This window comes from Leptospira ellinghausenii (genome assembly GCF_003114815.1).
Taxonomy (GTDB): domain Bacteria; phylum Spirochaetota; class Leptospiria; order Leptospirales; family Leptospiraceae; genus Leptospira_A; species Leptospira_A ellinghausenii.
The window spans coordinates 212,908-235,280 of sequence record NZ_BFAZ01000002.1 but is presented as its reverse complement, the minus strand read 5'-3'; the positions used below and the strand labels follow the sequence as shown (position 1 = coordinate 235,280).

Genomic DNA, 22,373 nt, shown 5'->3' with positions numbered 1-22,373 from the left:
TATGTCCCAAATGATCGATCCGATTTCCAGTGAAATTTTTGAAAGGAAGCCATACTTACAAAATTATTTCAAAAACTTTCAGTCCGATCACCTGTGGGAATTGGCCTCAGCGAAGAAAGAAGGAGAATATTATGTCTCATTAGATGGGAACCCACTCTCTTCTTCCTTCTCTCCCCTAACTCAGGCAATACGGCTACTGGAGACCTATTCTTTAAAACCAACGGATGTAGTGATTTTATTTGGACTTGGGAATCCGCACCTTCTAACAAGTGTCAGTGGAAAATTAAACCCTGGACAAATTTTAATTTTTGTGGGAGAAGACGAAACACTGGTTCCCATTTTATGGGATACAATATTAAAACCCATCTTACAAGTGCCGGGAAGGCATCTGTTTTCGGGAGAACTTTTTTATCCGCTTTTTTTCAATTACTTAGAATCCCTTCCCATTGAACGAGTGAGTGGACTTAAAATCATTCGTAATCCAACAGACACAAACCGTAATCCCATTTACAAAGAATTAGAAGACAAAACGCAAACTGTTTTTTCTGCCAAGATGAGTGACTTACTCACCAAGTTTGAGTTTGAAAGATTATGGATCAAAAATAGTGTATTCAATCTTGTTCACGCAGAAAAATCCCCTCCTGTCAAATTCCCAATTTCAATTTTACGTGATCAGTTTAAAGGTCTCACCGCCGTACTTGTGTCAGCGGGTCCTAGTTTACGAAAGAACCTTTCTTGGTTACAAGAAGTAAGAGACAAAGTATTTGTTCTATCTTGTGATACCTCACTCAAAGTTCTCATCAAAGCGGGAATCAAAGCAGATGGAGTGGTCACACTCGATGCCCAAACCAATTCCTTTTTTCATTTTATGGGTGAGTCCCTCGGAGACATTCCACTTTTTGCCGACCTTGTGAGTTCCCCGACCCTTCTCAGAGAACCAATGTTTACCTCTGTTGTCCACTCAGTCACTGCAAAATACCAAGTGGATGCAGAAGGATCCCTTGTCAGGGAAGTAACGGCAGGCGGGGAACTTGCCGAACATGTATTCCAAGATGTGGGTGATATCCAATCAGGTGGGTCCGTGGCAACAACTGCCTTTGATATGTTACGTTTTATGGGCTTTGGCAGTGTATACTTCCTCGGCCAGGACCTTGCGTATTCAGGACGTGAAATCCATTCCACAGGTACCCATCATAATGAAAAATGGTTAACACAAGTTAACCGAAAAAATAGCCTCGAACGTATCAATGAAGTCATCATCCGCAAACGCGAAACCCGATTTGTCCCCTCTTGTAATGGGGGCGAAGTATTAACAGATTATGTTCTCGATTTGTACCGTCACTGGTTTGAAGAATCCGCCACAAGCGTACAAGAAATGTCACTCTGGAATGTAAATGAAGACGGGGCAGAGATTGTGGGCATTCCTTCCCTTTCTCCAAAGGCCGCCAAAGACATGTTAGGCCTTATTCCAAATCATAATTACCCTTGGCGTGAGTTTTCCATTTGGTCGGGGAAAGAAAAAGGCCAGAAAAAAGGAGGTACCCAAAAGGGAATCACCTCACAAGGAACCATTCCCAATAGTGGCGAAGGACTTTTCCAAAAAATCAAAACAGACCTAACATTCATCGAATCCAAACTGAATGCATTTGAAAGTGAATCTCCTGAATCCTCCTTCCAAGATTCGGAAATTTGGATTTGGATGCAAAGTGAATCCTATTTACGAAGACTCATCCGAAAAACAGAAATTTATTTGTTACGCCATAAAGATTTGGATACAAAACGAAAAAACCAAATTCTAATCCAGTCCATCCGGAAGGAGATCCGGTATTTAAAACGAAGTCTTTATCCGATGATGGATTCGTTTCCAGAAAAGGGATGAAAAACAGCATTGTCTTCAAACTCAGGAAAATAATCGAAAAATAATTTTTGGGAGACCACACGGTAGGCAAAAGGATTTTTCTCCACATAACCATCCGTATGTGGCAGTGCTGGCAATTGGTGGAAATTGATACGCTCTTCAAAATTAATAAAATCACGCCGAGTGAGTTCCGGGCGAAGTTCCAGAACTGTTTCTTTTAATAAATTCCAATCCAGTTTAAAACTCATCCGAGCCCCACGAAAGGCAGGAGAACGTTCGAGTAAATTCACAATCCGTTTGACGGGGCAATCCATATGGTAGTATTTTGTGAGGTATACTTTTACATACCTAGCGGCAAGACCAACTGGTTCCCAAACAAATTCCGATTCTACATTCCTTTCTTCTTCTTTTTTAATTTCGCTAAGGACTAAGTGGAGTTCCGGGATGGAAAGTTTTCCTGTCATAAGAAGAGTGGACTCTTCCATTCCAAACTCACCATAATACAACCATTTGTAGAAGTCTTGGATTTCCGCTTCCGGGTGGTCTTCTACAAATTTGGTGATGAGAAAGAGTTTTTCTTTCTGCGAGAGTGTGGATTCCCTTTCATTTTGCATCTTGCGAAGCTCTCAGTTCCTTTCCGGAAACGAGACGTTTGATATTTTCCCGATGGGAATAAGTGATGAGAAAAAAAGTAGCAACTAACACAAAAAAGATGATCGGTTGGTAGTCGGCACTGGGTAATACTATGGAAGAACCAAAGTACCAAAGTGGCATGGAAAGTGTCGCAAGGATGGAGCCAAGGGAAACAAATCCAGAGATTTTATATACGATAAAAAAGATCAGAAGAGCACAGAGTGTTACAATGGGGACTAACGTCATATAAACCCCAAGAGCCGTTGCGACACCCTTCCCACCTCGAAAGTGGAGAAATGGTGTGAAGGTGTGTCCCAGGATGGCAACAGACCCTAGTAGGATTTCCGTTGTTGTGAGGGAATAAGGGGAATCAATGTAAGAGGCAGAGATGACGGGGATGGCACCTTTTAGGGCATCGAGGAGAAGGGCTAAAAAACCATACTTCCAACCAATCACTCGGCCTACATTTGTGGCACCGATATTACGGCTGCCGTGCTCACGGATATCAATCCCTCGCACTTGTTTAGCGAGGATAAACCCCACCGGAATGCCACCAAAAAGGTAACTGAATAGGATCGCGGCAAGAATCATTCCCTGCCCTCCTTTCCTTCGTTTCTGTTCCGGAGTTCGATCTCAACCGCAAGGCCGTCGAGTCCAAATTCCTTTACAATACTCTTTCGGTAAAAACTCAAAATATTTGAGGGAAAGAGTTTTGTATCATTCACGAAGAACAATATTTTAAAAGGGATCTGCGAGACCTGGGTGGCGTAATACACCTTCGGAGGTCGGTTCGATGCCTTCTGTACCTTATTTTTTCCCCCCCACTTGCTTAACCAGTCATTTAATTGGCGGGTTGTTAGCTTTTTTTGGGACTTTTCAAAGAGAGAAACCACCTCTTCGAGGAGTTTGTGGGTTCGAAGTTTTTCTTTTGCTGAAAGTGAGAGGAGCGGGCGTTCCTTGAGAATCGAAAGTTTTCCTTCCATTCGGTCTTTGTAGTGTTTCCAGGAATTTGATTCTTTTTCAGGAACTAAATCCCATTTGTTCACTGCAACGATCATGGGTTTTCCGAGTTCTTGGATTTCCCCAAAGATTTTTTTGTCAAATTCTCCAAGGCCTTTCATGGCATCGACAAGAAGAACAACTACATCTGCTTCTCCTAAACTATGTAAGGTTCGTTTGTAAGAATAAAATTCCAAACTTTCCCCAGTTTTGGATTTCCTTCGGATCCCTGCTGTATCGATGATTTCCAATTTGTGGTTTTGGAAGTAAAACTGATCCGATACCGAATCCCGTGTTGTACCAGGGACATCACTCACAACCGCTCGTTTGTAACCGAGAAAGGTATTGAGAAGTGACGACTTACCAGAGTTAGGTTTACCGATGATGGCAATTTTGCAATACGGGTCTTCTTGGGTTTTGATTTTATCTGGGAGAAAAAAATTAATTTTTTGGTAGAGTAGATCAAAATTGCGTCTCCCAAGCGCGGAGATCGGAAGCAGTTCGTTTAATCCCAGTTTGTAAAAAGGTTCCAGATCATATTCGTCTTGTTCTGTATCCACCTTGTTGATAAGGGTCATTACAGTTTTTTCTTTAAGAACTTCATCTTTTTTGAAGAGATCAATCAGTTTGTAATCATACTTCCGTAAGTCTTTGTGATCAATCACATGCAAAATGAGATCCGAATTGCGTAAATGTTCAAAGGCAATCTCAATGATTTCTTTGGAGATTTCATCGATGTTTTCGATGTCAAGTCCTGGTGTGTCAGACAAAGTGAATGGAATTTTAAACTCAGAACGTTCGACAGTTTTTTGCAATACGTCACGTGTGACACCCGCTGTGTTTTCTGTGATGGCACTCTGTGCTCGGAGAATGGCATTAAATAATGTGGATTTTCCCACATTTTGTCTACCAACAATGGTAACAACGGGGAGTCCCTTCATTTGCGTAAATGTTCCTTCATAGCTCTTTCCATATCGATTTTGGCTTCCTTTTTTTGGATATCGTCACGTTTGTCGTAAAGTTTTTTAGGTTTGGCTAAAGCGACGTCAATCTTCACCAAACGGTTGTTCTTAAAGAAACAACGTGTGGCAACAAGCACAAGCCCCTTCTCTTTCATGGAACGGTCTATCTTTTCAATTTCTTTTGCTTTGAGGAGGAGTTTTCGTGGGCGAATCTCAGGGTGGTTCGCATAACCCCCGTTCTTGTAGGGGGGAATTTGAAAGTTTTCTAAGAATACTTCCCCATTCCTTACCTTGGCAAAACAATCGGTAAGATTTCCCTTTTTTTCTCTAAGAGATTTTACCTCTGATCCTGTGAGTACAACACCAGCTTCGAACGAATCTAAGAGTTCGAAATTGAACTTTGCCTTTTTGTTGATTAAAGGATCGGTTCCGCGTGGTTTATCGTCTTTTTTGGTTTTGCCCATATGGATTATTGTCTTAAAGAATGGTGGATTTGGACTAGCCTTGCAATTTCTGCCCCAATGAGATTTGGCATCGAATAAAAATTGTCAGCCGTGATCTGAAGCGAGTCGTGGAACACATGTTCTGCAATGTAACGTGAACCAAGTCCTACCCCTAAAAATACATAATTTTTCTCTTCGTTTTTCAGTACAGCTTCTTTCATTTTTCTCGTATCAAAAGAAGCCAGTTCGTCCTCAATGTAGGTCTTTGCTCTTTGCCCCCGAAAGTCAGAAAGGATCACAATGATTTTGGTTTGGGCATCTGGTGAAAAGTAACGCTCACAATTGGAAAGGACTTGGAATTCAGGAATGCTATCACCTTGCCAATTTTTACAAAGGGCACTGAATACTTCTTCTTCCTTCTCAGGAGTATAGTCTTCTTCTGCGGATTTGAGGTTAAAAATATCCACGGTGTCTTTTGAGTTTTTGATATCACAAAAAGTATGAACACTTGTTTTGATATCATGTTCATTTAGGATATGCAAACTCACAAGTAGGGCCGATAACATCGCAATCGAATACTCAAAGTTAAAGATCCTTCGGCACTTGGAAACAAGGAAGGTGACCTCTACTCCTTTGAGTTTTTCATCATTTTTTTCAATGGTGGTTTTATCGAAGATTTTAGTATCACCCCTTCCACTTTTGTAAGAGATGTACTTCCTTGCATCCACTCGTGACCCTTCGTTTTTGTACATACGATGAATGTCAATTTCTGGATCAAAGAGTTGTTCTAAGTTGAGTTCGACTTCTTCGAGTTCTTTTCCAAACACTGACTTAAATTCTTCGAGACCCACCATGATCGAGTAGTCCCAAAGCAGACGGCGTTTTTTTAAGAATTGTTTATAGAGTTCTTCCGTGCGGTAACCCCAAGCTCCACCTCCACCTTGTGGTTCTCCTTGGCCTTGGTTTCCTTGTGTGTCTTGGCCATACCAAGCATCAGGTCCTTCTTTTGTACCACCACCCGTTTCGGGGGTATTGATTTCAATTCCGCGTTTGGTTTCTTCACCAGAATTTAATTTTTTGGCAACTCCCGTGAGTGGATCCCGTTTGTGTAGTTCAGGATCCCACCAATTTTTTCGATTTAATCCTGATTCAACGGTAAATGTTTTTTTTTTCTCTTCGATTTCCTCGAAAAGTGTTGAGACCACTTCCACACCAGATAGAAATCCCTCTAACAGGCGTTCTAATTCCTTTCGTTCTTTCGGGTCCGCAATTTGATTGGTGTAATAAATTTTTCCACCTCGAATGGCAATGTCTTTTACATCTGTTTGGTTGTAACGATAGATATGGTTTTTCCACTTGAGAAGGTTTGCGATCCCAAATCGGTAAGGCATAAGGTTTGCTGAACCAATGGTACGTTTTTCCGAAAGTTCCTTTGCTTTGAGGTGAAATCGAGCAAGGGATCTAGGTAACACCCCTTCTGGTAAAAAGAATTCCAAAATTTCTTCTAAGACTTTTGCATCTTCCAGCTCAGGAAATAAAATCGGTGTAAAACGGTTACGGAAGGCACGAGAGATCGTTGTCACAGACTTAGAAGCACGAAAGGACTTCATCCCAAAAACCACAGAGGTTTCTGTCAGTTTGACAGGAAGGTATTCTCCAGACTCAGGTGGCAGAGTGAGAGACCTTGCATCATCCGTTAACATATTCATTTTTTCCACAAGTTCAGCACCAGCCGATTCTAAACCAGAGATGAGGATGATATGACCCTTTCGGATAGCCCGCGTTAGCGGTCCGTCAACCCAAGTGACACTTTCAATATTTCCTTCTTCTGTTGGTTTTAAGGCACCCACCACATCGGACGTATGCATCCCTTTGGATAACATCACAGATTCAATTTGGATGCCTGTGAGTTCTGTAAACAAAGGTAAAAATTCTTGTGGGTCTTGGTCTTCCCTGTATTCAATGAGGATATTTTCTTTTGCTTGTATGGCAGTAAACACTTGGTCAAGGAAATGAAGGATGGGTTCTGGAGTTGGGTATTTGGAAAGTAGGGAGATCGTTTTTGATTCTTCCCAAGTTTTGATTTCTTTGTCATTCCAGAAGATGGTAGATCCCTGAACATACCCTTTGGTAGGAACGAGTTTTACAGCACCACCAAACTCCGATTCAATGAGTTCTCTTTGTTTGTCACGGTCTTCTTTTTTGCGAAACGGTTCTTCAAATAGATATAAGGCTTCGCGAACAGAAACCGTTTTGTCTTTTGCACCAAATAACACTAAGCGGTTACAATACTTTTGTAAGGTTCGTAAATTAAAATGGTATTTTTCTAAATCACCTTTTCCAACTTCACCCGACTTAATTCGTTTTTCCGATTCGATACTGATGCGGATGATTTGTTTTAAAACCTCTTCCGATAACATGGGATATAGTTTTTTTAAAATAAAAAACATCTCATCGGGAGTATACGGATCCACATACACCACTGCAAAGTGTTTGGTGATATCAAACGGTAAGGGTTTACGGCCTTCAAACCCTTCACTAGGGTTTTGCGTTCCAATAAACCAAAAACCCGTTTTGCCTTTGACTCGTTCCCCACTGCCTTCGAGTAAGTCAAGGTAATTGGATTCATAAACTGAGGAAAATCGTTTGATGATGTTAGGTGCACATAGGTTCATCTCATCGGCCACAAAACTTAAACCCTCGGAAAGTGCATTCGTCAATGGACCGTTTGACCAAGTAAAACCCTTCCCATCGAGAAGGATACGATACGAACCAATCAAATCTTCAGGGAGTGTGTCCTCATTAAAACTGAACCGAAGTGTTGGTTGTTTCCTAAGGGAATTGATATAATAGATTAAAGCGTTTTTTCCAACCCCAGCATCTCCGACGAGGAGGACCGGCATTCTTTCGAGCATGGGGTAAAGGATTTTTTGTAAGGTTTGTTTCACCGAGTCAGTTTCAACTAGGCTAGAAGGGAAAACGGGAAATTTTTCGGAGTGCGGTAGAACCGGCACTTTCACATCGGCGATGGTTACAAATTCCATATCCTTCAGATTTCTACTCAATTCCAGGGTGTAAACCAAATTCTATTGACCCGTACATCCCCAAAAAACCATGATGATTCCATGGAATTTGCCAATAGAATGAATGGGATCGACTCCTCCCCCATCCGAAAAGCCTTCGAACTTGCAAGGAGCATCCAAAACCCGATCAATTTGAGTATCGGGCAACCTCACTTTCCTTGCCCACCTAACATCATTGAAGCGATGAACAAAGCCGCTATTGAAGGAAAAACATCTTACACTCTCACAGCTGGGATTCCAGAATTAAAAACGGCCATGGCCGAAAAATATAGAACCCAAAACCATATGAAGTATGCCCATGAGGACAGAATCCTTGTGACTTCGGGGATTTCTTCGGCGCTCTTTTTATTATTCAATGCCCTTGTGAACGAAGGCGATGAGTGCCTAGTAATCTCTCCTTATTTTTTAATGTATCCTGCTATGCTTAAATTTTACGGAGGAAAGGTTGTCCCTCTTTCGGAGGACTTCACACAAAACGATTTAGAAGCCCTAAAAAACCGAAAATTCAAACTCATCATTTTTTCGAATCCCTCTAACCCAACAGGAAAGGTATTATCCAAAGAACAACTCCGTGCTCTTGCCAATTTAGCGGAAGTCACAGGTGCATATCTCATCAGCGATGAGATTTATGAACTCTTCGATTATGATGGTAAGTTTTTCTCCGTCGGAAGTGAGTATGAAAAAACCATCACCCTCACTGGCTTTTCCAAAACATATAATATGACTGGCCTACGGCTTGCCACTATCCTTGCAGAAGAAAAAGTGATAAGGGCACTTACCACCTTACAACAGTATACCGTCGTTTGTGCCCCTTCCATCACACAGTGGGCAGGAATCGAAGCATTAAAAACAGACATGACTACCTACATCCAAGATTATAAAGAAAAACGTGACTTTGTGTATGAATCATTAAAAGACCACTACCCCATCCAAAAATCGGGAGGAGCCTTTTATTCCTTTTTCCAAGTTCCTTGTGAAGATGAAGAATTCATCAAACGTGCCGTGAAAAAAAACTTAATCCTTGTTCCAGGGTTTATCTTTTGTGAATCCAAAAATTTTGTCAGACTTTCTTTTGCCACCGAATGGGAAACACTCAAACGGGGAATGAAGGCCTTACAAGAATTGGCAAAAGAATCATAATTCTTTTACTGAATTCGGTATCATCTGTGGACTTTTTCGAAGTTACAAATTGGTTTTTTCTTTGGAACCTGTCCACATATACCCTCTTGTTTTTGTTTGGTGGTGCACTTGCCAGTTTTTATACCACACTGGCTGATCGGATCATATATTACTGTTATGAAAAAGGAAGAAAAGAATTCCATGGTTTCAAACGTTGGCAAGTAATTTTTACAAAACCAAGCCACTGTCCCCACTGCAAAACTCCCATAACAAAACTCTATTTGGTTCCCATTCTTGGTTGGTTTTTAACAAAAGGAAAATGTGATCATTGTCAGATAAACGTTCCCAAACTCTACCCATTATCTGAATTTTTATTTGGAATCATTGCCGTTGTTGTGTTTTCTATTTCTGATTCCCTCATCGGTACGATTTGCCTCCTATTTTTATTTGGCCACCTTCTGATTTCCTTGATGACGGATGCAAAAAAATTATCCCTCGATTATGAGAACCTTCCCTTCCTGTTAGGTTTTGGATTCTTATCCAATTCTCTTTTGTTTGGTGAATCCATTGGCTTAGAACATTTGTATGTGTACTTGGGTTTTTTCGTTTTTTATCTCCTCATCTATCTAGTGTTTCGTGGTGGGACAGGTCTTGGGGATGTGCTCTTTTCACCTGTTTTTGCAGCTATTGCTGGTAATCCCTTTTGGATGGTGTATCTGAATACATCGTATCTACTTGCTGTTACTTTTAGTTTGGTACTTCGAAAAAAAGGAGAACCACTCAAAGGAACAAAAGTTCCCATGGGACTCTATTTTTCGATTGGACTCTTTTTTACTTTTTTATGCAAACTCATCATGCACAATTATGAATGGGAAGGATTTTCAGATTTATGGAACCAATGAATGACCTAGCACATATGCGCCAAACGTACAAACGTTCTGTTCTTTCAGAAAAAACGGCAGGAACTGATCCTTTGGCACTTTTTTCCCTCTGGTTTTCGGAAGCAAAAGAAGAAGGAGAACTTGAACCAAATGCCATGAGTCTAGCCACGGTAGACAAAGATGGACAACCAAGCGTACGAATTGTACTTCTCAAAGGACTTATCCGTAATGAATTTCAATTTTTCACTAACTACCATTCGTATAAAGGAAAAAACATCAGCGAAAACAATCGAGTGGCATTAAATTTTTTTTGGCCAAAACTAGAACGACAAGTTCGAATTGAAGGGATTGCAACGAAAATATCCAAAGAAGAATCGCAAGGCTACTTTCAAATTCGCCCTAGAGAATCCCAAATTGGAGCACATACATCAAACCAAAGTTCGGTGGTCCCTTCTAGAGAATTTTTAGAAGAAAAGTTTGCCTCACTTTCCAAAGAATGGGAAGGTAAGGAAATTCCGATGCCAGAGTTTTGGGGTGGTTATTCTGTCTCCCCTACCAAAATAGAATTTTGGCAAGGAAGGGTTGGGAGATTACACGACCGGATTTTATTTGCAAAAGAAAAGGAAAATTGGGTTAGGACAAGGCTTTCCCCATAAAGGAGACAAGCCAACCTAACGAATCACAAGACTAATTCAACCGTGGAGGTTGAGTAAATGACCTAACTTGGTCTTTTTTGTCTGCAAGTAACGAGAATTTTCTTCAACTGGATCAATTTCGATTGGAACTCTTTCCGTAACGTGCAAATTGTATCCTTCCAGTCCCACAATCTTACGAGGGTTATTCGTGATGAGTTTCATCTGCTTTACCCCGATGTCTCGGAGGATTTGTGCTCCAATTCCATATTCCCTGAGGTCAGGAGCAAAACCTAATTTTTCATTGGCTTCTACTGTATCAAGGCCACCTTCTTGTAAGGAATACGCCTTTAGTTTATTGATGATTCCAATCCCACGACCTTCTTGTCTCATGTAAAGTAAGACACCAGTTCCTTCTTTTTCAATCATACGTAGGGCATTATGAAGTTGAGGTCCACAATCACAACGTTGAGATGAAAAAATATCTCCTGTCAAACACTCACTATGCACTCTTACGAGCACTGGTTTATCAGGATTGATTTCACCTTTCACAAGTGCCATATGAATTTTATCATCAATCTGAGTGGAATATGCTTTGATTTTAAAATCACCAAACTCAGTAGGCAAATTTGCCTCCACTTCTAAGTGGATGAGTTTTTCTTTATGACGACGGTATCGAATGAGGTCTTCAATGGTATAAATATTCAGACCATGTGTTTTGGCAAATTTTTCCAAATCGGGAATTCTTGCCATCGATCCATCATCATTCATGATTTCACAAATAACACCACTTGGATAAAGACCAGCTAACTTAGACAAGTCGACTGCAGCTTCTGTATGACCAGCTCTACGTAATACACCACCGGTCACAGCCTGTAAGGGAAATAAATGTCCAGGGCGCATCAAATCATCAGGTTTGGTTTTTGGATCAAGTAATACTTCAACTGTTTTTGCTCTGTCATGTGCAGAGATTCCTGTTGTTGTTCCCTGTTTGGCATCAACAGAAACAGTAAAGGCCGTTCCATGTTTATCACCGAGGGATAAATCGTCGACCATCTTGCCAAGACCCAGGCTCTGTAACCTTTCTCTCTCCATTGGGACACAAATGAGTCCCCGTCCATGGGTTGCCATAAAGTTGATTTTGTCTTTGTCTGCAAATTGGGAGGCGCAGACCAAATCTCCTTCATTTTCCCTGTCTTCAGAGTCGACGAGGATGATCATTTTGCCTTGGCGGATTTCTTCGATTGCTTCTTCGATCGGACGTATCATGGGGAAAGGCCTCTATATACTAAAACTCTGAAAGCCGTTCCGAATTAAAGAAGATTCCCAAAGAAATTCATTGATTTTTCCTATTTCTTTTGTCTAAATGTTTCGATCGGAGGGAGCTTTGGAGCTAAAATTAAACACCACAGGGAAGATCAAAACGATAGAAATTGCAGGTAAGTTTGATATCGAGTCAACGGAAGAATTTGAATCGATTTTTAACAAACTCATCGAATCCAGTCCAAGTCTTGTTTCGATTGAAATGAGCCGGCTAGACTACATTGATTCTTCTGGTATTGGATCTCTCATCAAAAGTCTCAATTCCTTAAAAAACAAAAAAGGAAAACTCCTCCTCGTTGGAATGAAACCCATGATCCAAAACGTCTTCAAACTCGCAAAACTCGATATGTTTTTTGAGATTCTGAGTACTTCTGATTTTCAAACGAGATATGTCGATGGGGATTCTGATGATTCCGACATCGACGATTTATTAAAAAGAAATTAATTTCCTTACGATTCCCCTCTTTTTGCCAAATAATTTTCGATGTATTTGGCAAGTACATCCACTTCCACATTGAGTTTTCCGTCTTCTTTCCAAAACTTCGCATTTGTTTTTTGCATGGTTTCTGGAATGAGGATGAGTTGGATTTTGCCATCCACAACATCTACAACAGTTAGGCTAATTCCATCCAATGTGACGGATCCTTTTTTCACAAAAAACCGGCGTAGGTCTTCTGGAATTTCCACCCAAAACTCTTCCACTTCGTTTTCAATTTGATTTCGGCTGATTATTTTTGCGACTCCATCCACATGGCCTTGTACCATATGACCACCAAACCTTTGTCCCATGGCCATAGCCCGTTCTAGATTGACAACAGAACCTTCACCTAACCTTGATAAATTGGTTAGTTCCAAAGACTTAAAAGAAGCATAAAATTGGAAAATATTCCCCAAATCAGAAAATTTGGTAACTGTCATACAAGCACCATTGATGGCAATGGAATCACCTAATTTTAAATCAGGATTATCCCATTCTGTAACAATAGTAAATTGGATCCCAGAATCAATGGGTTCAATTTGAATGACTTTTCCAAGAGTTTCAACAAGGCCTGTAAACATAGTTTAAATTCTCCTTTTTTGTTTCCGAATGAAAATAGAATTGGAACCAACCGAAAATTCAGAATGAATGGGTTCATTATGATACAAAAACGGAATTCCATCGGGAATTGATTTTTCCAAATTTCGTATTTCCAAAATACAATCTTCCTCTATGAGTTCTTTCTCTAAAAAATTTGGGAAAAAACTTCCAGCCTCACATAACACTGTATTAATACCAATTTTACCCAAGGTTTGTAAAAACAAATTCCCATCGGTTTTTTTGATTGGAAATACAGGATGGAGAGAAAGGGTTTCAATTTTAAATTTGATTTGATCTGGTAAACCATTTTGAACACCAACACCATTCTCATTGTTCAGGAGAAAAAAAAGACAAAGTTTTTTTCCATACCGTTCGGTCAGTTCTTCTTGTTTTTTCCAGAACGACTCACTGGGAAGGGTTTTTGTGTCTAAGACAAATACTCGGTAGGGTTGGTATTTTTCTTCTTCTAATTGGTGAGTCGCAACAGATTCTTTTCCCCACTGGGATAGTGCAGAAAACAAATGACTAGCTGCGTCAAAAAAAGGAATAAGATCTGTAACACGATTGAGAATTCCAGCTTTCTCAATCATTGAGTCAGTGATTCGAAAGTGTAACGATGGTTCGTCAACTTTAGTTGTATTGGGACCCACAGCTACAGCATCAAATTTCCCACGTAACATTTGCAGATATAAGTCAGAGTCTTCTCCGCTCACTCTTTCTTTTTGATAATCAGAACTTGTATAATTTCCTTCTTTCGAAGTAGCAACTTTGATCCAAACCCAAGGTGATCCAGTTTTCATTCGTTTGAGAAACCCTTGTAAATATGGTAAAGATGTATTCGCAAGAACAGGATCCAATCGAACTTGAATCCCCTTTTTTTGATAGGTAGACCAATCTCCAGAAGTTATGAGTGGATTTGGGTCCTTCCAGCCCACAAGTAATTCTTTAGGTTGGTATTCCAACACCAAATCTCGACAAGGTGGTGTTTTTCCAAAATGAGTACAAGGCTCAAGGCTAACGGATAGTATGGAATCAGAATGGATTGGGATGGGTCCAGTTTGGGATTGGGAATGTTTTTTTGCAAAAAGTGAGAAAAGTTCCCGTTCCGCGTGGTTTCCGCCAAATTCTTTGGTATGTGCTTTTTCTAACACATCTCCCTTTCCATTGGTAAGAACTGCTGATACAGGAGGGTTTCCACCCGTTTTGCCCATGGCAAGAAACCCGAGTAAGGAATGTAGAGAATAAAGTTCCTTCTTTTTCCCTACATCCATCTAATTTGGGTTACGCGAATTTTTTCTTCCTGAGCCTGTCATAAATCTCAGAAATGGGAGCTGCAATGTAAATGGAGGAATAAGTTCCAACGATTACACCAAATAGTAATACAAACGCAAAGTCATACAATTCTGCTGCTCCACCCACAATGATAGCGACAACAGAAATCATTGTTGTAAACGATGTATTGATCGTTCTACCAAGTGTTTGTGCAATTGACACATTGATGATATTGGAAAGAGCTAAATTATCTTTTCCATGTGCATTTTCTCGAATTCTGTCAAACACCACAATTTTATCATTAATGGAGTAACCAAGTAATGTGAGCAGTGCTGCAATGATGGGAACACTTGGTTTGATTTGTAAAAATCCAATGAGAGCAAGTGTCATCAAAATATCATGAACAAGGGCAATGGCAGATGCAAGGGCAAATTTAAACTGCGATCGAATGCTCAAATACAATAGGATGATGGCAAGTGTAGTTAAGAGTAATGTGATTCCAACTTCAGTTAACTCACCACCCACCACAGCGCCAACTTGGTCAGCAGATAGGACTTTTTCCTTTGGAAGGTTAAACTCAAATCGTAAAAGTTGCACAAACCTGTCAATCGCTGATGTGGAAGATTCTCGTTTGTCCTCAGGGATTTCTTTGTAAAGTGTCTCGATGGTAGGGAGTGATCCGAGGCCAATATCCAATTGGTAAATATTCTTTTCCTTTTCGAGTAAAATCACCACAGCTTCAATTTGTTTGGATTGAAAGTAAGTTTCGATATCGGTTCTTGTTTTGTCTTTTGGAAGTTCAACAACCGTACGAAGTCCCCCATTAAAATCGAGGGAATGTGCAAACCCACCGTATTTCGAAAATGTCACAACAAAACCGAATACAATTGCTAAGAAAGAAAAACTAAGAGTGAAGTATTTGTACTTCGTGAAATTGATATTACGCATGTTTACCCTCTTTTTTTCCAAAGAAAAAAGGTCTTAAGTTCAAATGATGGATTCCCATTCGGTTCACAGAAAGTTCCATAAACAAACGAGATAAAAATAAGGATGTGAAAAGTGTTGTTACGATACCCCAACATAGTGTGATCGCAAAACCTTTGATAGGTCCATTTCCAAGTCGGATCATTAAAATCCCTGCAATTAAGGTTGTGACGTTTGCATCCATAATGGTCCAGAAGGCATTCTCAAAACCCCTCGTGACAGCAATGGACAATGCCCGTCCCTCTTCGATTTCTTCTCGTATCCTCTCATAAATGATAACGTTTGCATCGACTGCCATACCAGCTGTTAAGATGATCCCCGCAATCCCAGGAAGGGTAAGTGTAAAATCCATTAGCGTTAACAGAGCCGCAAGGATGATGACATTCACGAGTAAGGAAAGATCAGCAATAAACCCACCCAAGCGGTAATAGAAGATCATATAAACCATCACTAAGAAAAATCCAATCGCAACAGCTTTTACACCCACTTCAATGGATTCAATCCCAAGGGTTGGTCCAATAAAACGCATTTCCAAAACGGAAAGTGGAATCGGTAAAGCCCCTTCTGAAATCACGTTTGCCAATCGAATGGCTTCTTGTTCCGAAAAACTTCCAGAAATTTCGGCACGCCCCCCCGCAATAGGATCATTGATCACTGGATTGGAGATCACTTTATCACCCCAAACAATTGCTAGGTTACGGCCTCGGTTTTCAGATGTTAGGTCAAAAAATTTCTCAGCTCCATTCGGCGTTAAGGTAAAACTCACCATCCATCCATACGAATTGGAATTATATGAAGGTTGTGCATTGGTCATATCATTACCAGAGAGAGCAATTTTACGTTCCAAAACTACAAAACTTCTAGGCAGTAAAGTTGACTTAGCAGAATTCCCACGAGCCCACATCGCATACACTTTGTAATCTTTTGGAATATTGTATTTTCTTTCTAGTTCGGCCAAAAATTCATCTTGGGCTTTTTTACCTGCTTTGTTTTTTACAAGTTCTTGGAATACATAAATGTCAGTTTTTTCTCTTTGTCCAAGGTCCATCATTCGTCTCTCGTTTTCAGCAATTTGAGATTTGAATGTAAATGGATTTGGTTCTTCTAAGCGGTATTCAACAGTTTCCGTATTTTGTAAAATTTCTAAAATCGCAGCAGAGTTAGAAACACCAGGTAAGGAAACTTCGATCGCATCTTGTTCTTTTTGGATCCTAACTTGTGGTTCTGTTAAGTTTTGTGTAGTTAGGCGATTATCAATGATCATCTTTGCTTTTTCTAACTCAACGATCTTACGCATTGGAGATAAATCAAAACTAGATTCAATTTCAGAAAGTCGATTTTTTGCTTTTTCTTTCTCTTCCGGTTTTGCCGATTGGTTGTTCAAAGTAAGATTTAATTCAGCAATTTCTTTTGCATACAAATCACGTAATTTTGATGTGTAATCCTCAAAATCACCTTTTAGAACAACTCTCATTCCACCTTGTAAGTCGAGACCAAGTTTGATGGACAAAGATTTTCCGCCACGGATCATATTTTCAATCCAGGTAGGTTCCAATTTGTTTTTGGATTCATTCACAAGACTTTGGTTCTCTTGAGAAATTTGGTTAATTTTAGCAGAAGTGATAAAACGTCCCTTTACCGTATAAAAAGGATTTTCTTTAGGAGGGAGTGTTCCTTTTGGTTCGATGGTCCAACCAGAACTTTTTCCATAATCTTTTTCCCAACGATCAAAAAGTCCACTAACTAGTGTTTTTTGCTCTGCTTCAGGGAGTGAATACACATCCTCTCTCACAACCACTTTTAAAGTACGGTCGGCAAAGTTTGGGTATAAAATGGTAAAGGATACCACTAATATGAAAAACGGTAGAAGTAAGAGTCGATACGATTGCAAGTTGGTTTGCTCCTAAAAAAATTTATCTTCTATATGAACGGCTGCTAGAGCCTGGACGTGCGGATCTAAGTCTATAAAAAGCAAATAGGATAATGATCCCAAGTATCATCATTGCTTTTTTGTATTTTGCAAAAAAATCAGAAAAGTTAAAGAACGATTTTCCTGGATCTTTATTTACACTTGATTCAGAACTAACATTCGAAACATCATTATTTGCTATTTTTAAGTCAGAGGCAAAACCAGGCAGGCCTGATGGTTCCACAGAGACTTGAGGATCTAACCAATTTGCATTGGTTACAACTTCTTCCTCTTCGGTCACCAATGGTTGTTTTTCCACTGGATTCAAAGTTTTTTCCACAACCACGGGATTACTATTTTGGTTCGCCACCAAATTGTTATTTTGTGGAATTGTTTCTGTAGCCAGTTGGTTTTGTTTTGATTTCTTTTTGGATTTTTTCTTCTTCCCTGTTGTGGTTCCAGTCTGTGTTACAACGGTTGATTGTTTTTTAGTTGTCGTTTGGACTGAATCTTCCTTGGGTTTTGTGGTAGTTTTAGGTTTATCATTCACCTTGTCCAAAAAATCCAAACCCTCTTGTGATAAGAGGGATGTTGTAAAAACTAGAAGCAGTAGTAAGGAGAAGAATGATTTCATCTTATGCTTTTTTCTTGAGGATGGCGCTAGTATCAAATGTTACATTTGTGTTCGCTGCCACATTCAAAACAACTGTTTCATTATTGTCTTTGAACTCTACGATTTTACCGTGAAGGCCGCTACTTGTCACAACAGTATCCCCTTTTTGCAGGTTCGTGATCATTTCTTTTCTTTTTTTCTCTTCCTTTTTGTTGGGAAGGATCACAAGAAAGTACATTGCGACAAGCATGATCGGAATGATTATGAGGGACTGAAGAGAAGACTTAGCTCCTTCTTCTTGGGCAAGGATTAGGATTTGGGATGTGAAAAATTCTAAATTGAGCATAGCTATTTATCCAATGTTTACAGGCCTTATGTTAAATTCAATGTTTCACGAGTGAATCGGAGAACTTTTTTCGATAATAATGCATCTTTGGCAATTTGGTAACCAGTAGGAATGTCTTTCACTTCACCGAGTAAAAATAAAGACACTCCGGCGTTTAGTGCGACCATTGCCGTTCCACCCGTTGGCGCTTGTGGGTCTAGGACAGCTCGAAACAGTGACTCTGCCCCTTCCTTGGAAGAAGAGAACACTGTATTCCGATCCAGTTCACTTGCTTCCAAACGGAGTTCCTTCGGATCAAAACTGAGTTCTTTTGTGGTCTTTCCATCAAAATAAGCAAAGTCAGTGGCTTCAAAAATGGAAAACTCATCGAGCCCATCCCTAGAATGGCAAACGAGGGCTCCTTTTGCCCCTAATTTTTCCAAAATTTCCACCATTGGCAAACACAAAGAACGGTCATACACTCCCACAATCTGGTGTGTTGGGGAAAAAGGATTGGAAAGTGGTCCAATCAAATTGAAAAATGTGCGAAAACCCAGTGCCGACCTTACGGGACCTGCATATTTCATAGCTGGGTGCCAGGAAGGTGCAAACAAAAACACAAACCCAGTGCGTACGAACTCTGCTTCACATATTTCGTGGGTTTGTTCTAAGGGGTACCCAAGTTTGGAAAGGATATCCGAACTTCCAGAAAGGGAAGAAACGGATCGATTCCCATGTTTTGCCACTTTGTGGCCAAGGCTTGCTAGAGTGAGAGCAGAAAGAGTGGAAACATTCAGTGTTCCTTTTCCATCTCCTCCAGTCCCACAAGTGTCTAAAAAATCAAAACCAAAATTGGTTTTAGGTTTGATCGCATGATTTCGCATGGCTCGAACAAATCCGTACAATTCGTCCGTTGTTTCACCTTTCATTTTCATAGCAGTGAGAAAGGAAGCAAGGACTGGTTCTGTCACTTTGCCATCCATCACTTCATTTAAAAAGTACTCGGCGTGAGTATCCACCAAGTGGTGCCCGGACACCACTTGACCAAGGATTTCCTTAATTGTGAGAGCGGTCATAAAATATCCTTTTGAGATTGGAAAAGGTTAACAATTGATAATTGGTAAAGATATACCGTAGTCCTGAAATCACAGTAATAAACGTGGTGAATAACATTCCAAAATAAGGAACAAAGGAAGCAATGGAATCAAAAATATCTTTCCAACTGATACTTTCAGAGGTTTTAACCAATGTATAAAACTCATTCGCATGCTGGGACGCCACTTCAAACGTAGAATACCCAGCGAGTTTTCCCATTGCATAGGTTTCATTGATCATAGCACGGCGTTTTCCAGAGATGAGCATAAATACCACAAGGATGATGAGGATGGCACCCATTTGGAATGCTGTTTTTACCTTTCCCATCATGGTCGTACGAAGGCTATTTCCCGAACGAACCGCAATGTAACGAAGGAAGGTGATGAGCATATCTCGCCCAACAATGAGGACAACCATCCAAACTTCGATGGGTTCATGGATGAATAAAAAAGTAATAAAACATCCAATGACTAAAAATTTATCTGCGAGCGGATCCAGGAATTTTCCAAATTCCGTTTGTTGGTTCCATTTTCTCGCGAGATACCCATCCACTAAATCAGTCAGAGAAGCCAAAGCAAAAATGACAAAGGCAAAAATTTGGTATTCCCATTCCTTTTGGAATAAGGCAAAGATAAAAAATGGCAATGCCAGTACACGGAGTACGGTTAGTAAATTTGGTATATTGGCAATAGTTTTCCAATCTTCCACTAAACCACCCAAGTCCCTGACATATCGAGTTCATAAAAAGAATCCACTCTTACCTTACCAAACTGTCCTACTTTTAAATTGGACGCATCCACATACACCACTTCATCAATTTCCGGTGCATCTTGGAGGCGACGTACAATCGCTCCCTCGTCTAACACTTCATCTACGACGCAAGGGTAAATTTTTCCAATCCGGTTTTGGTGGATGCTCTTTAATGTACCAAGGTAGGCTTCCCGCACAAGGTTCACTCGGCGGGCAATTTCTTTGTTTTTCAGTTGTCCATCCATGGTGGCACCTTTCGTTCCGTCTTGGGGAGAATAAGGAAAGAGATTTACCTTTTCTGGTTTTACATCTTCCACAAAGCGAATGATTTCTTCCACGTCTTCCATGGTTTCCCCAGGAAAACCTAAAATAAACGAAGTGCGGATTTCTAAATCAGGTCGGATGTCCCTTGCTTTTTGGAATAAAGATTTGAAGAATTCATAATCACCAGTACGATTCATTGCTTTTAAAACCGATTTGGAAACATGTTGTAAGGGGCTTTCCAAATACGGGGCAATTTTAGGAATTTCTCTGTACAAATCGAGTAACTTTTCTGTTTTTTTATCGGGATATAAATAGAGAAGCCGTAAGATCTCAAGGCCTTCCACAGCTGCCACAGACCGAACCAAATCCATGAGTTTGTCTGTATCCTTTCCATAAAAAACTGTGTCTTGGGATACTAGGCAGATCTCTTTGGAACCTGCTCTTACAGCAAGACGTGTTTGTTCGAGGACATCTGTAATTTCTGTGTCTCTGTACTTCCCACGCAAATTGGGAATGATACAAAAATGGCAACCTCGGTTACAACCGTCAGAAATTTTTACATAGGAATAGGGTTTCGAATAATTTTCGATGCCTTTCGAAGTTTTGAGTCTTTCCAGAAGGTCTTCATTGAATTCAGTTAAGTCTTTAAAATCGAGAGGGAAATGAGAACGTAAGATTTCACCAGCTTTGTCATACTTACCTGTTCCGAAATGTAAATCCACTTCGGGAAGGTCAGCGGAAATTTCTTTTCCCGCCCGTTCAGCAAAACAGCCCACAACCACTAACTTCTGTTTGTTCTTTTTCTTAATATCAATGGAATCAAGTATGGTTTGGATGGTTTCCTTAGTGGCATCTTGGATAAACGTACATGTATTTACTAAGTGAAAATCACTGGCTTCCGGGTCTGCAGCTGGAAGGAGTCCCTCTTTGAGTAAGGACTGGTGCATTGCCATGGAGTCGACAGTGTTTTTCGGACAACCAAGAGTCGTAATAAAAAACGACTTTGGTGTCTCATCGGTTTTGTCTTTGGCCTTCGGCATTATTCGCCTAATTCTCCAATGATGGACTGAGTAGAGTCGTAAGGATTTGGTTTGCGGATAAAGATTTTTTTTACAAGTTTTCCCGGTTTCCCAAGCACAACTCGTTCTTTTCCGTTTTGTACCATCTCCACTGCACCACCATCACCTACCTTAATCTCGAGCCTGTCGCGAGCTTCCAAGTGTTTAACTTCTCCCGCAGAAACAAGACCACGTTCACCCATCTGGCCATCTAACACGAATTCAACGTAACTTGGTTTCGAGAAAAATAATGTCACTTGGATTGGAACATCACCCACAGGAGACTTTACAGCAATCCCTTCTCTTTCTTCTTTTAAGGTCACAAGGACTTTTGCTGATTTTTCAGTGACTGCTTGTGTCACCACTCGTATGTCACGGCGAAGGGAAGATAACTCTTCAATCTTATAGGAAAGGATGGTTTCTTCTCCCTCTGCTGTCTGGAAAAAATAAACATTCTTTTCAGGGAAAATATTAAATCCTAGATTTGCTTTTCCATTGGAAACACCTCTTATGAACATCTTACACTGTTGGTTGTTCACACTAAAACTCACACCACGATCTTCTGTGAGGATAAACGGTACACTTGCATTTTCAGGAACACTTTGGCTTACAAAGTTGATGCCAGAAGGAATATCAGAACTACTCGTAGGTTCTACACTTTGGCTTACCTCGGTGTTGTCTTCATCCATGGACACAGAACCGGAGTCTTCAAAACTGATGTAGATGATATAAGCTGAGATCACAAACAAAAAGAGAGAAACAAGGCTTATGATTTTATTACGATCTAAACTAAACGGAGTGGTTGTAGGTCGAGTGAGTTCTTCGAGAGGTGCTTGTGATTCTTCAATTTGTTCCCCGCGGTACAAATTAAGTAACATGGCAGTATCTAGTTTTAAGTAACTTGCATAGTTTTTTAAAAAACCAAGAGCAAACGTTTCTGCTGGGAACTGAGAATAATCTTCTGTTTCTAATGCAATGATGTATTTGGCCGCAATGTTTGTTTCTTTTGCGACATCTTTCACAGAAAGTTTTTTGTCTTCTCTTGCTTCTCTTAGGATTTGACCAACTCGTTTTGTATTCAAAATGAACTCC

Annotated in this window: 21 protein-coding genes; 5 read left to right on the top strand and 16 right to left on the bottom strand. The window is 40.2% G+C overall.

Annotated features, from left to right (window positions below):
* The first annotated feature begins 1 nt into the window (after position 1).
* Positions 2-1,879, top strand: coding sequence for a motility associated factor glycosyltransferase family protein (locus DI076_RS01655; protein WP_108958297.1), 1,878 nt, complete (start codon positions 2-4; stop codon positions 1,877-1,879).
* On the opposite strand, the gene DI076_RS01650 is transcribed toward DI076_RS01655, so the two are convergent.
* Genes DI076_RS01650 through DI076_RS01630 form a run of 5 tightly spaced genes read right to left on the bottom strand, consistent with a single transcriptional unit; the run spans position 1,843 to position 7,939 of the window.
* Entirely contained in the window at positions 1,843-2,472 is a 630-nt protein-coding gene (locus DI076_RS01650) for a hypothetical protein (RefSeq protein ID WP_108958296.1), read from the bottom strand. The two genes, DI076_RS01655 and DI076_RS01650, sit on opposite strands and share 37 nt — an antisense overlap.
* Positions 2,462-3,082, bottom strand: coding sequence for a glycerol-3-phosphate 1-O-acyltransferase PlsY (plsY, locus tag DI076_RS01645; RefSeq protein WP_108958295.1), 621 nt, complete (start codon positions 3,080-3,082; stop codon positions 2,462-2,464). Before plsY ends, DI076_RS01650 begins: the two co-directional genes overlap by 11 nt.
* Entirely contained in the window at positions 3,079-4,431 is a 1,353-nt protein-coding gene (der, locus tag DI076_RS01640; RefSeq protein WP_108958294.1) for a ribosome biogenesis GTPase Der, read from the bottom strand. Before der ends, plsY begins: the two co-directional genes overlap by 4 nt.
* Positions 4,428-4,916, bottom strand: a complete 489-nt coding sequence (gene smpB / locus DI076_RS01635; protein WP_108958293.1) for an SsrA-binding protein SmpB — start codon at positions 4,914-4,916, stop codon at positions 4,428-4,430. Before smpB ends, der begins: the two co-directional genes overlap by 4 nt.
* Before the next feature lie 5 nt (positions 4,917-4,921).
* The gene (locus tag DI076_RS01630) at positions 4,922-7,939 is read right to left on the bottom strand and encodes an AAA family ATPase (RefSeq protein WP_108958292.1); all 3,018 of its coding nucleotides are present in this window, start codon (positions 7,937-7,939) and stop codon (positions 4,922-4,924) included.
* An 81-nt stretch (positions 7,940-8,020) separates the two neighbouring features.
* On the opposite strand from DI076_RS01630, the gene DI076_RS01625 reads away from it, so the two are divergent.
* Genes DI076_RS01625 through pdxH form a run of 3 tightly spaced genes read left to right on the top strand, consistent with a single transcriptional unit; the run spans position 8,021 to position 10,634 of the window.
* A complete protein-coding gene (locus DI076_RS01625) occupies positions 8,021-9,118 on the top strand; it encodes a pyridoxal phosphate-dependent aminotransferase (protein WP_174705003.1) in 1,098 nt (365 codons plus the stop codon).
* Positions 9,119-9,144: 26 nt separating this feature from the next.
* Entirely contained in the window at positions 9,145-9,999 is an 855-nt protein-coding gene (locus DI076_RS01620; protein ID WP_245918198.1) for a prepilin peptidase, read from the top strand.
* Positions 9,996-10,634: a pyridoxamine 5'-phosphate oxidase gene (gene pdxH / locus DI076_RS01615; RefSeq protein ID WP_108958407.1), complete on the top strand. Its 639-nt coding sequence runs from the start codon at positions 9,996-9,998 to the stop codon at positions 10,632-10,634. Before DI076_RS01620 ends, pdxH begins: the two co-directional genes overlap by 4 nt.
* A gap of 36 nt (positions 10,635-10,670) precedes the next feature.
* Here pdxH and DI076_RS01610 read toward each other — a convergent pair whose 3' ends face one another.
* Positions 10,671-11,879, bottom strand: coding sequence for a bifunctional 3,4-dihydroxy-2-butanone-4-phosphate synthase/GTP cyclohydrolase II (locus DI076_RS01610; protein WP_108958290.1), 1,209 nt, complete (start codon positions 11,877-11,879; stop codon positions 10,671-10,673).
* Positions 11,880-11,997: 118 nt separating this feature from the next.
* Here DI076_RS01610 and DI076_RS01605 point away from each other — a divergent pair, with 118 nt between their 5' ends.
* Positions 11,998-12,378 (top strand): STAS domain-containing protein, encoded by a 381-nt coding sequence (locus DI076_RS01605; RefSeq protein ID WP_100716778.1) that lies wholly within the window; start codon positions 11,998-12,000, stop codon positions 12,376-12,378.
* 5 nt (positions 12,379-12,383) lie between these two features.
* Here DI076_RS01605 and DI076_RS01600 read toward each other — a convergent pair whose 3' ends face one another.
* From DI076_RS01600 to DI076_RS01555, 10 genes are read right to left on the bottom strand one after another with little or no spacing between them, the layout of a single operon-like run.
* Positions 12,384-12,992, bottom strand: a complete 609-nt coding sequence (locus DI076_RS01600; RefSeq protein ID WP_108958289.1) for a riboflavin synthase — start codon at positions 12,990-12,992, stop codon at positions 12,384-12,386.
* Between the two features lie 3 nt (positions 12,993-12,995).
* Entirely contained in the window at positions 12,996-14,282 is a 1,287-nt protein-coding gene (locus tag DI076_RS01595; RefSeq protein ID WP_108958288.1) for a bifunctional diaminohydroxyphosphoribosylaminopyrimidine deaminase/5-amino-6-(5-phosphoribosylamino)uracil reductase RibD, read from the bottom strand.
* Between the two features lie 10 nt (positions 14,283-14,292).
* Positions 14,293-15,231: a protein translocase subunit SecF gene (gene secF, locus DI076_RS01590; protein ID WP_108958287.1), complete on the bottom strand. Its 939-nt coding sequence runs from the start codon at positions 15,229-15,231 to the stop codon at positions 14,293-14,295.
* Positions 15,224-17,158: a protein translocase subunit SecD gene (secD, locus tag DI076_RS01585; RefSeq protein ID WP_108958286.1), complete on the bottom strand. Its 1,935-nt coding sequence runs from the start codon at positions 17,156-17,158 to the stop codon at positions 15,224-15,226. Before secD ends, secF begins: the two co-directional genes overlap by 8 nt.
* Before the next feature lie 22 nt (positions 17,159-17,180).
* On the bottom strand, positions 17,181-17,810 hold the full coding sequence (locus tag DI076_RS01580; protein WP_108958285.1) for an SRP-less Sec system protein: 630 nt from the start codon (positions 17,808-17,810) through the stop codon (positions 17,181-17,183).
* Between the two features lies 1 nt (position 17,811).
* Positions 17,812-18,135 carry a preprotein translocase subunit YajC gene (yajC, locus tag DI076_RS01575; protein WP_108958284.1) on the bottom strand — a complete coding sequence of 108 codons (324 nt, stop codon included), beginning with the start codon at positions 18,133-18,135 and terminating at the stop codon, positions 17,812-17,814.
* Between the two features lie 26 nt (positions 18,136-18,161).
* Positions 18,162-19,190: an anthranilate phosphoribosyltransferase gene (gene trpD, locus DI076_RS01570; protein ID WP_108958283.1), complete on the bottom strand. Its 1,029-nt coding sequence runs from the start codon at positions 19,188-19,190 to the stop codon at positions 18,162-18,164.
* A complete protein-coding gene (gene pgsA, locus DI076_RS01565; protein WP_108958406.1) occupies positions 19,171-19,917 on the bottom strand; it encodes a CDP-diacylglycerol--glycerol-3-phosphate 3-phosphatidyltransferase in 747 nt (248 codons plus the stop codon). Before pgsA ends, trpD begins: the two co-directional genes overlap by 20 nt.
* Positions 19,917-21,263, bottom strand: coding sequence for a MiaB/RimO family radical SAM methylthiotransferase (locus DI076_RS01560; protein WP_108958282.1), 1,347 nt, complete (start codon positions 21,261-21,263; stop codon positions 19,917-19,919). Before DI076_RS01560 ends, pgsA begins: the two co-directional genes overlap by 1 nt.
* Positions 21,263-22,363, bottom strand: coding sequence for a helix-turn-helix domain-containing protein (locus DI076_RS01555; RefSeq protein WP_108958281.1), 1,101 nt, complete (start codon positions 22,361-22,363; stop codon positions 21,263-21,265). Before DI076_RS01555 ends, DI076_RS01560 begins: the two co-directional genes overlap by 1 nt.
* Positions 22,364-22,373 lie beyond the last annotated feature (10 nt).

Coding starts and splice junctions, on each gene's coding strand:
- DI076_RS01650 (WP_108958296.1), bottom strand. CDS start 2,472: ATGCAAAATGAAAGGGAATCCACACTCTCGCAGAAAGAAAAACTCTTT.
- DI076_RS01610 (WP_108958290.1), bottom strand. CDS start 11,879: ATGATACGTCCGATCGAAGAAGCAATCGAAGAAATCCGCCAAGGCAAA.
- DI076_RS01580 (WP_108958285.1), bottom strand. CDS start 17,810: ATGAAATCATTCTTCTCCTTACTACTGCTTCTAGTTTTTACAACATCC.
- trpD (WP_108958283.1), bottom strand. CDS start 19,190: ATGACCGCTCTCACAATTAAGGAAATCCTTGGTCAAGTGGTGTCCGGG.
- DI076_RS01600 (WP_108958289.1), bottom strand. CDS start 12,992: ATGTTTACAGGCCTTGTTGAAACTCTTGGAAAAGTCATTCAAATTGAA.
- DI076_RS01625 (WP_174705003.1), top strand. CDS start 8,021: ATGGAATTTGCCAATAGAATGAATGGGATCGACTCCTCCCCCATCCGA.
- DI076_RS01595 (WP_108958288.1), bottom strand. CDS start 14,282: ATGGATGTAGGGAAAAAGAAGGAACTTTATTCTCTACATTCCTTACTC.
- smpB (WP_108958293.1), bottom strand. CDS start 4,916: ATGGGCAAAACCAAAAAAGACGATAAACCACGCGGAACCGATCCTTTA.
- yajC (WP_108958284.1), bottom strand. CDS start 18,135: ATGCTCAATTTAGAATTTTTCACATCCCAAATCCTAATCCTTGCCCAA.
- der (WP_108958294.1), bottom strand. CDS start 4,431: ATGAAGGGACTCCCCGTTGTTACCATTGTTGGTAGACAAAATGTGGGA.
- DI076_RS01630 (WP_108958292.1), bottom strand. CDS start 7,939: ATGGAATTTGTAACCATCGCCGATGTGAAAGTGCCGGTTCTACCGCAC.
- pdxH (WP_108958407.1), top strand. CDS start 9,996: ATGAATGACCTAGCACATATGCGCCAAACGTACAAACGTTCTGTTCTT.
- DI076_RS01655 (WP_108958297.1), top strand. CDS start 2: ATGTCCCAAATGATCGATCCGATTTCCAGTGAAATTTTTGAAAGGAAG.
- DI076_RS01560 (WP_108958282.1), bottom strand. CDS start 21,263: ATGCCGAAGGCCAAAGACAAAACCGATGAGACACCAAAGTCGTTTTTT.
- plsY (WP_108958295.1), bottom strand. CDS start 3,082: ATGATTCTTGCCGCGATCCTATTCAGTTACCTTTTTGGTGGCATTCCG.
- secF (WP_108958287.1), bottom strand. CDS start 15,231: ATGCGTAATATCAATTTCACGAAGTACAAATACTTCACTCTTAGTTTT.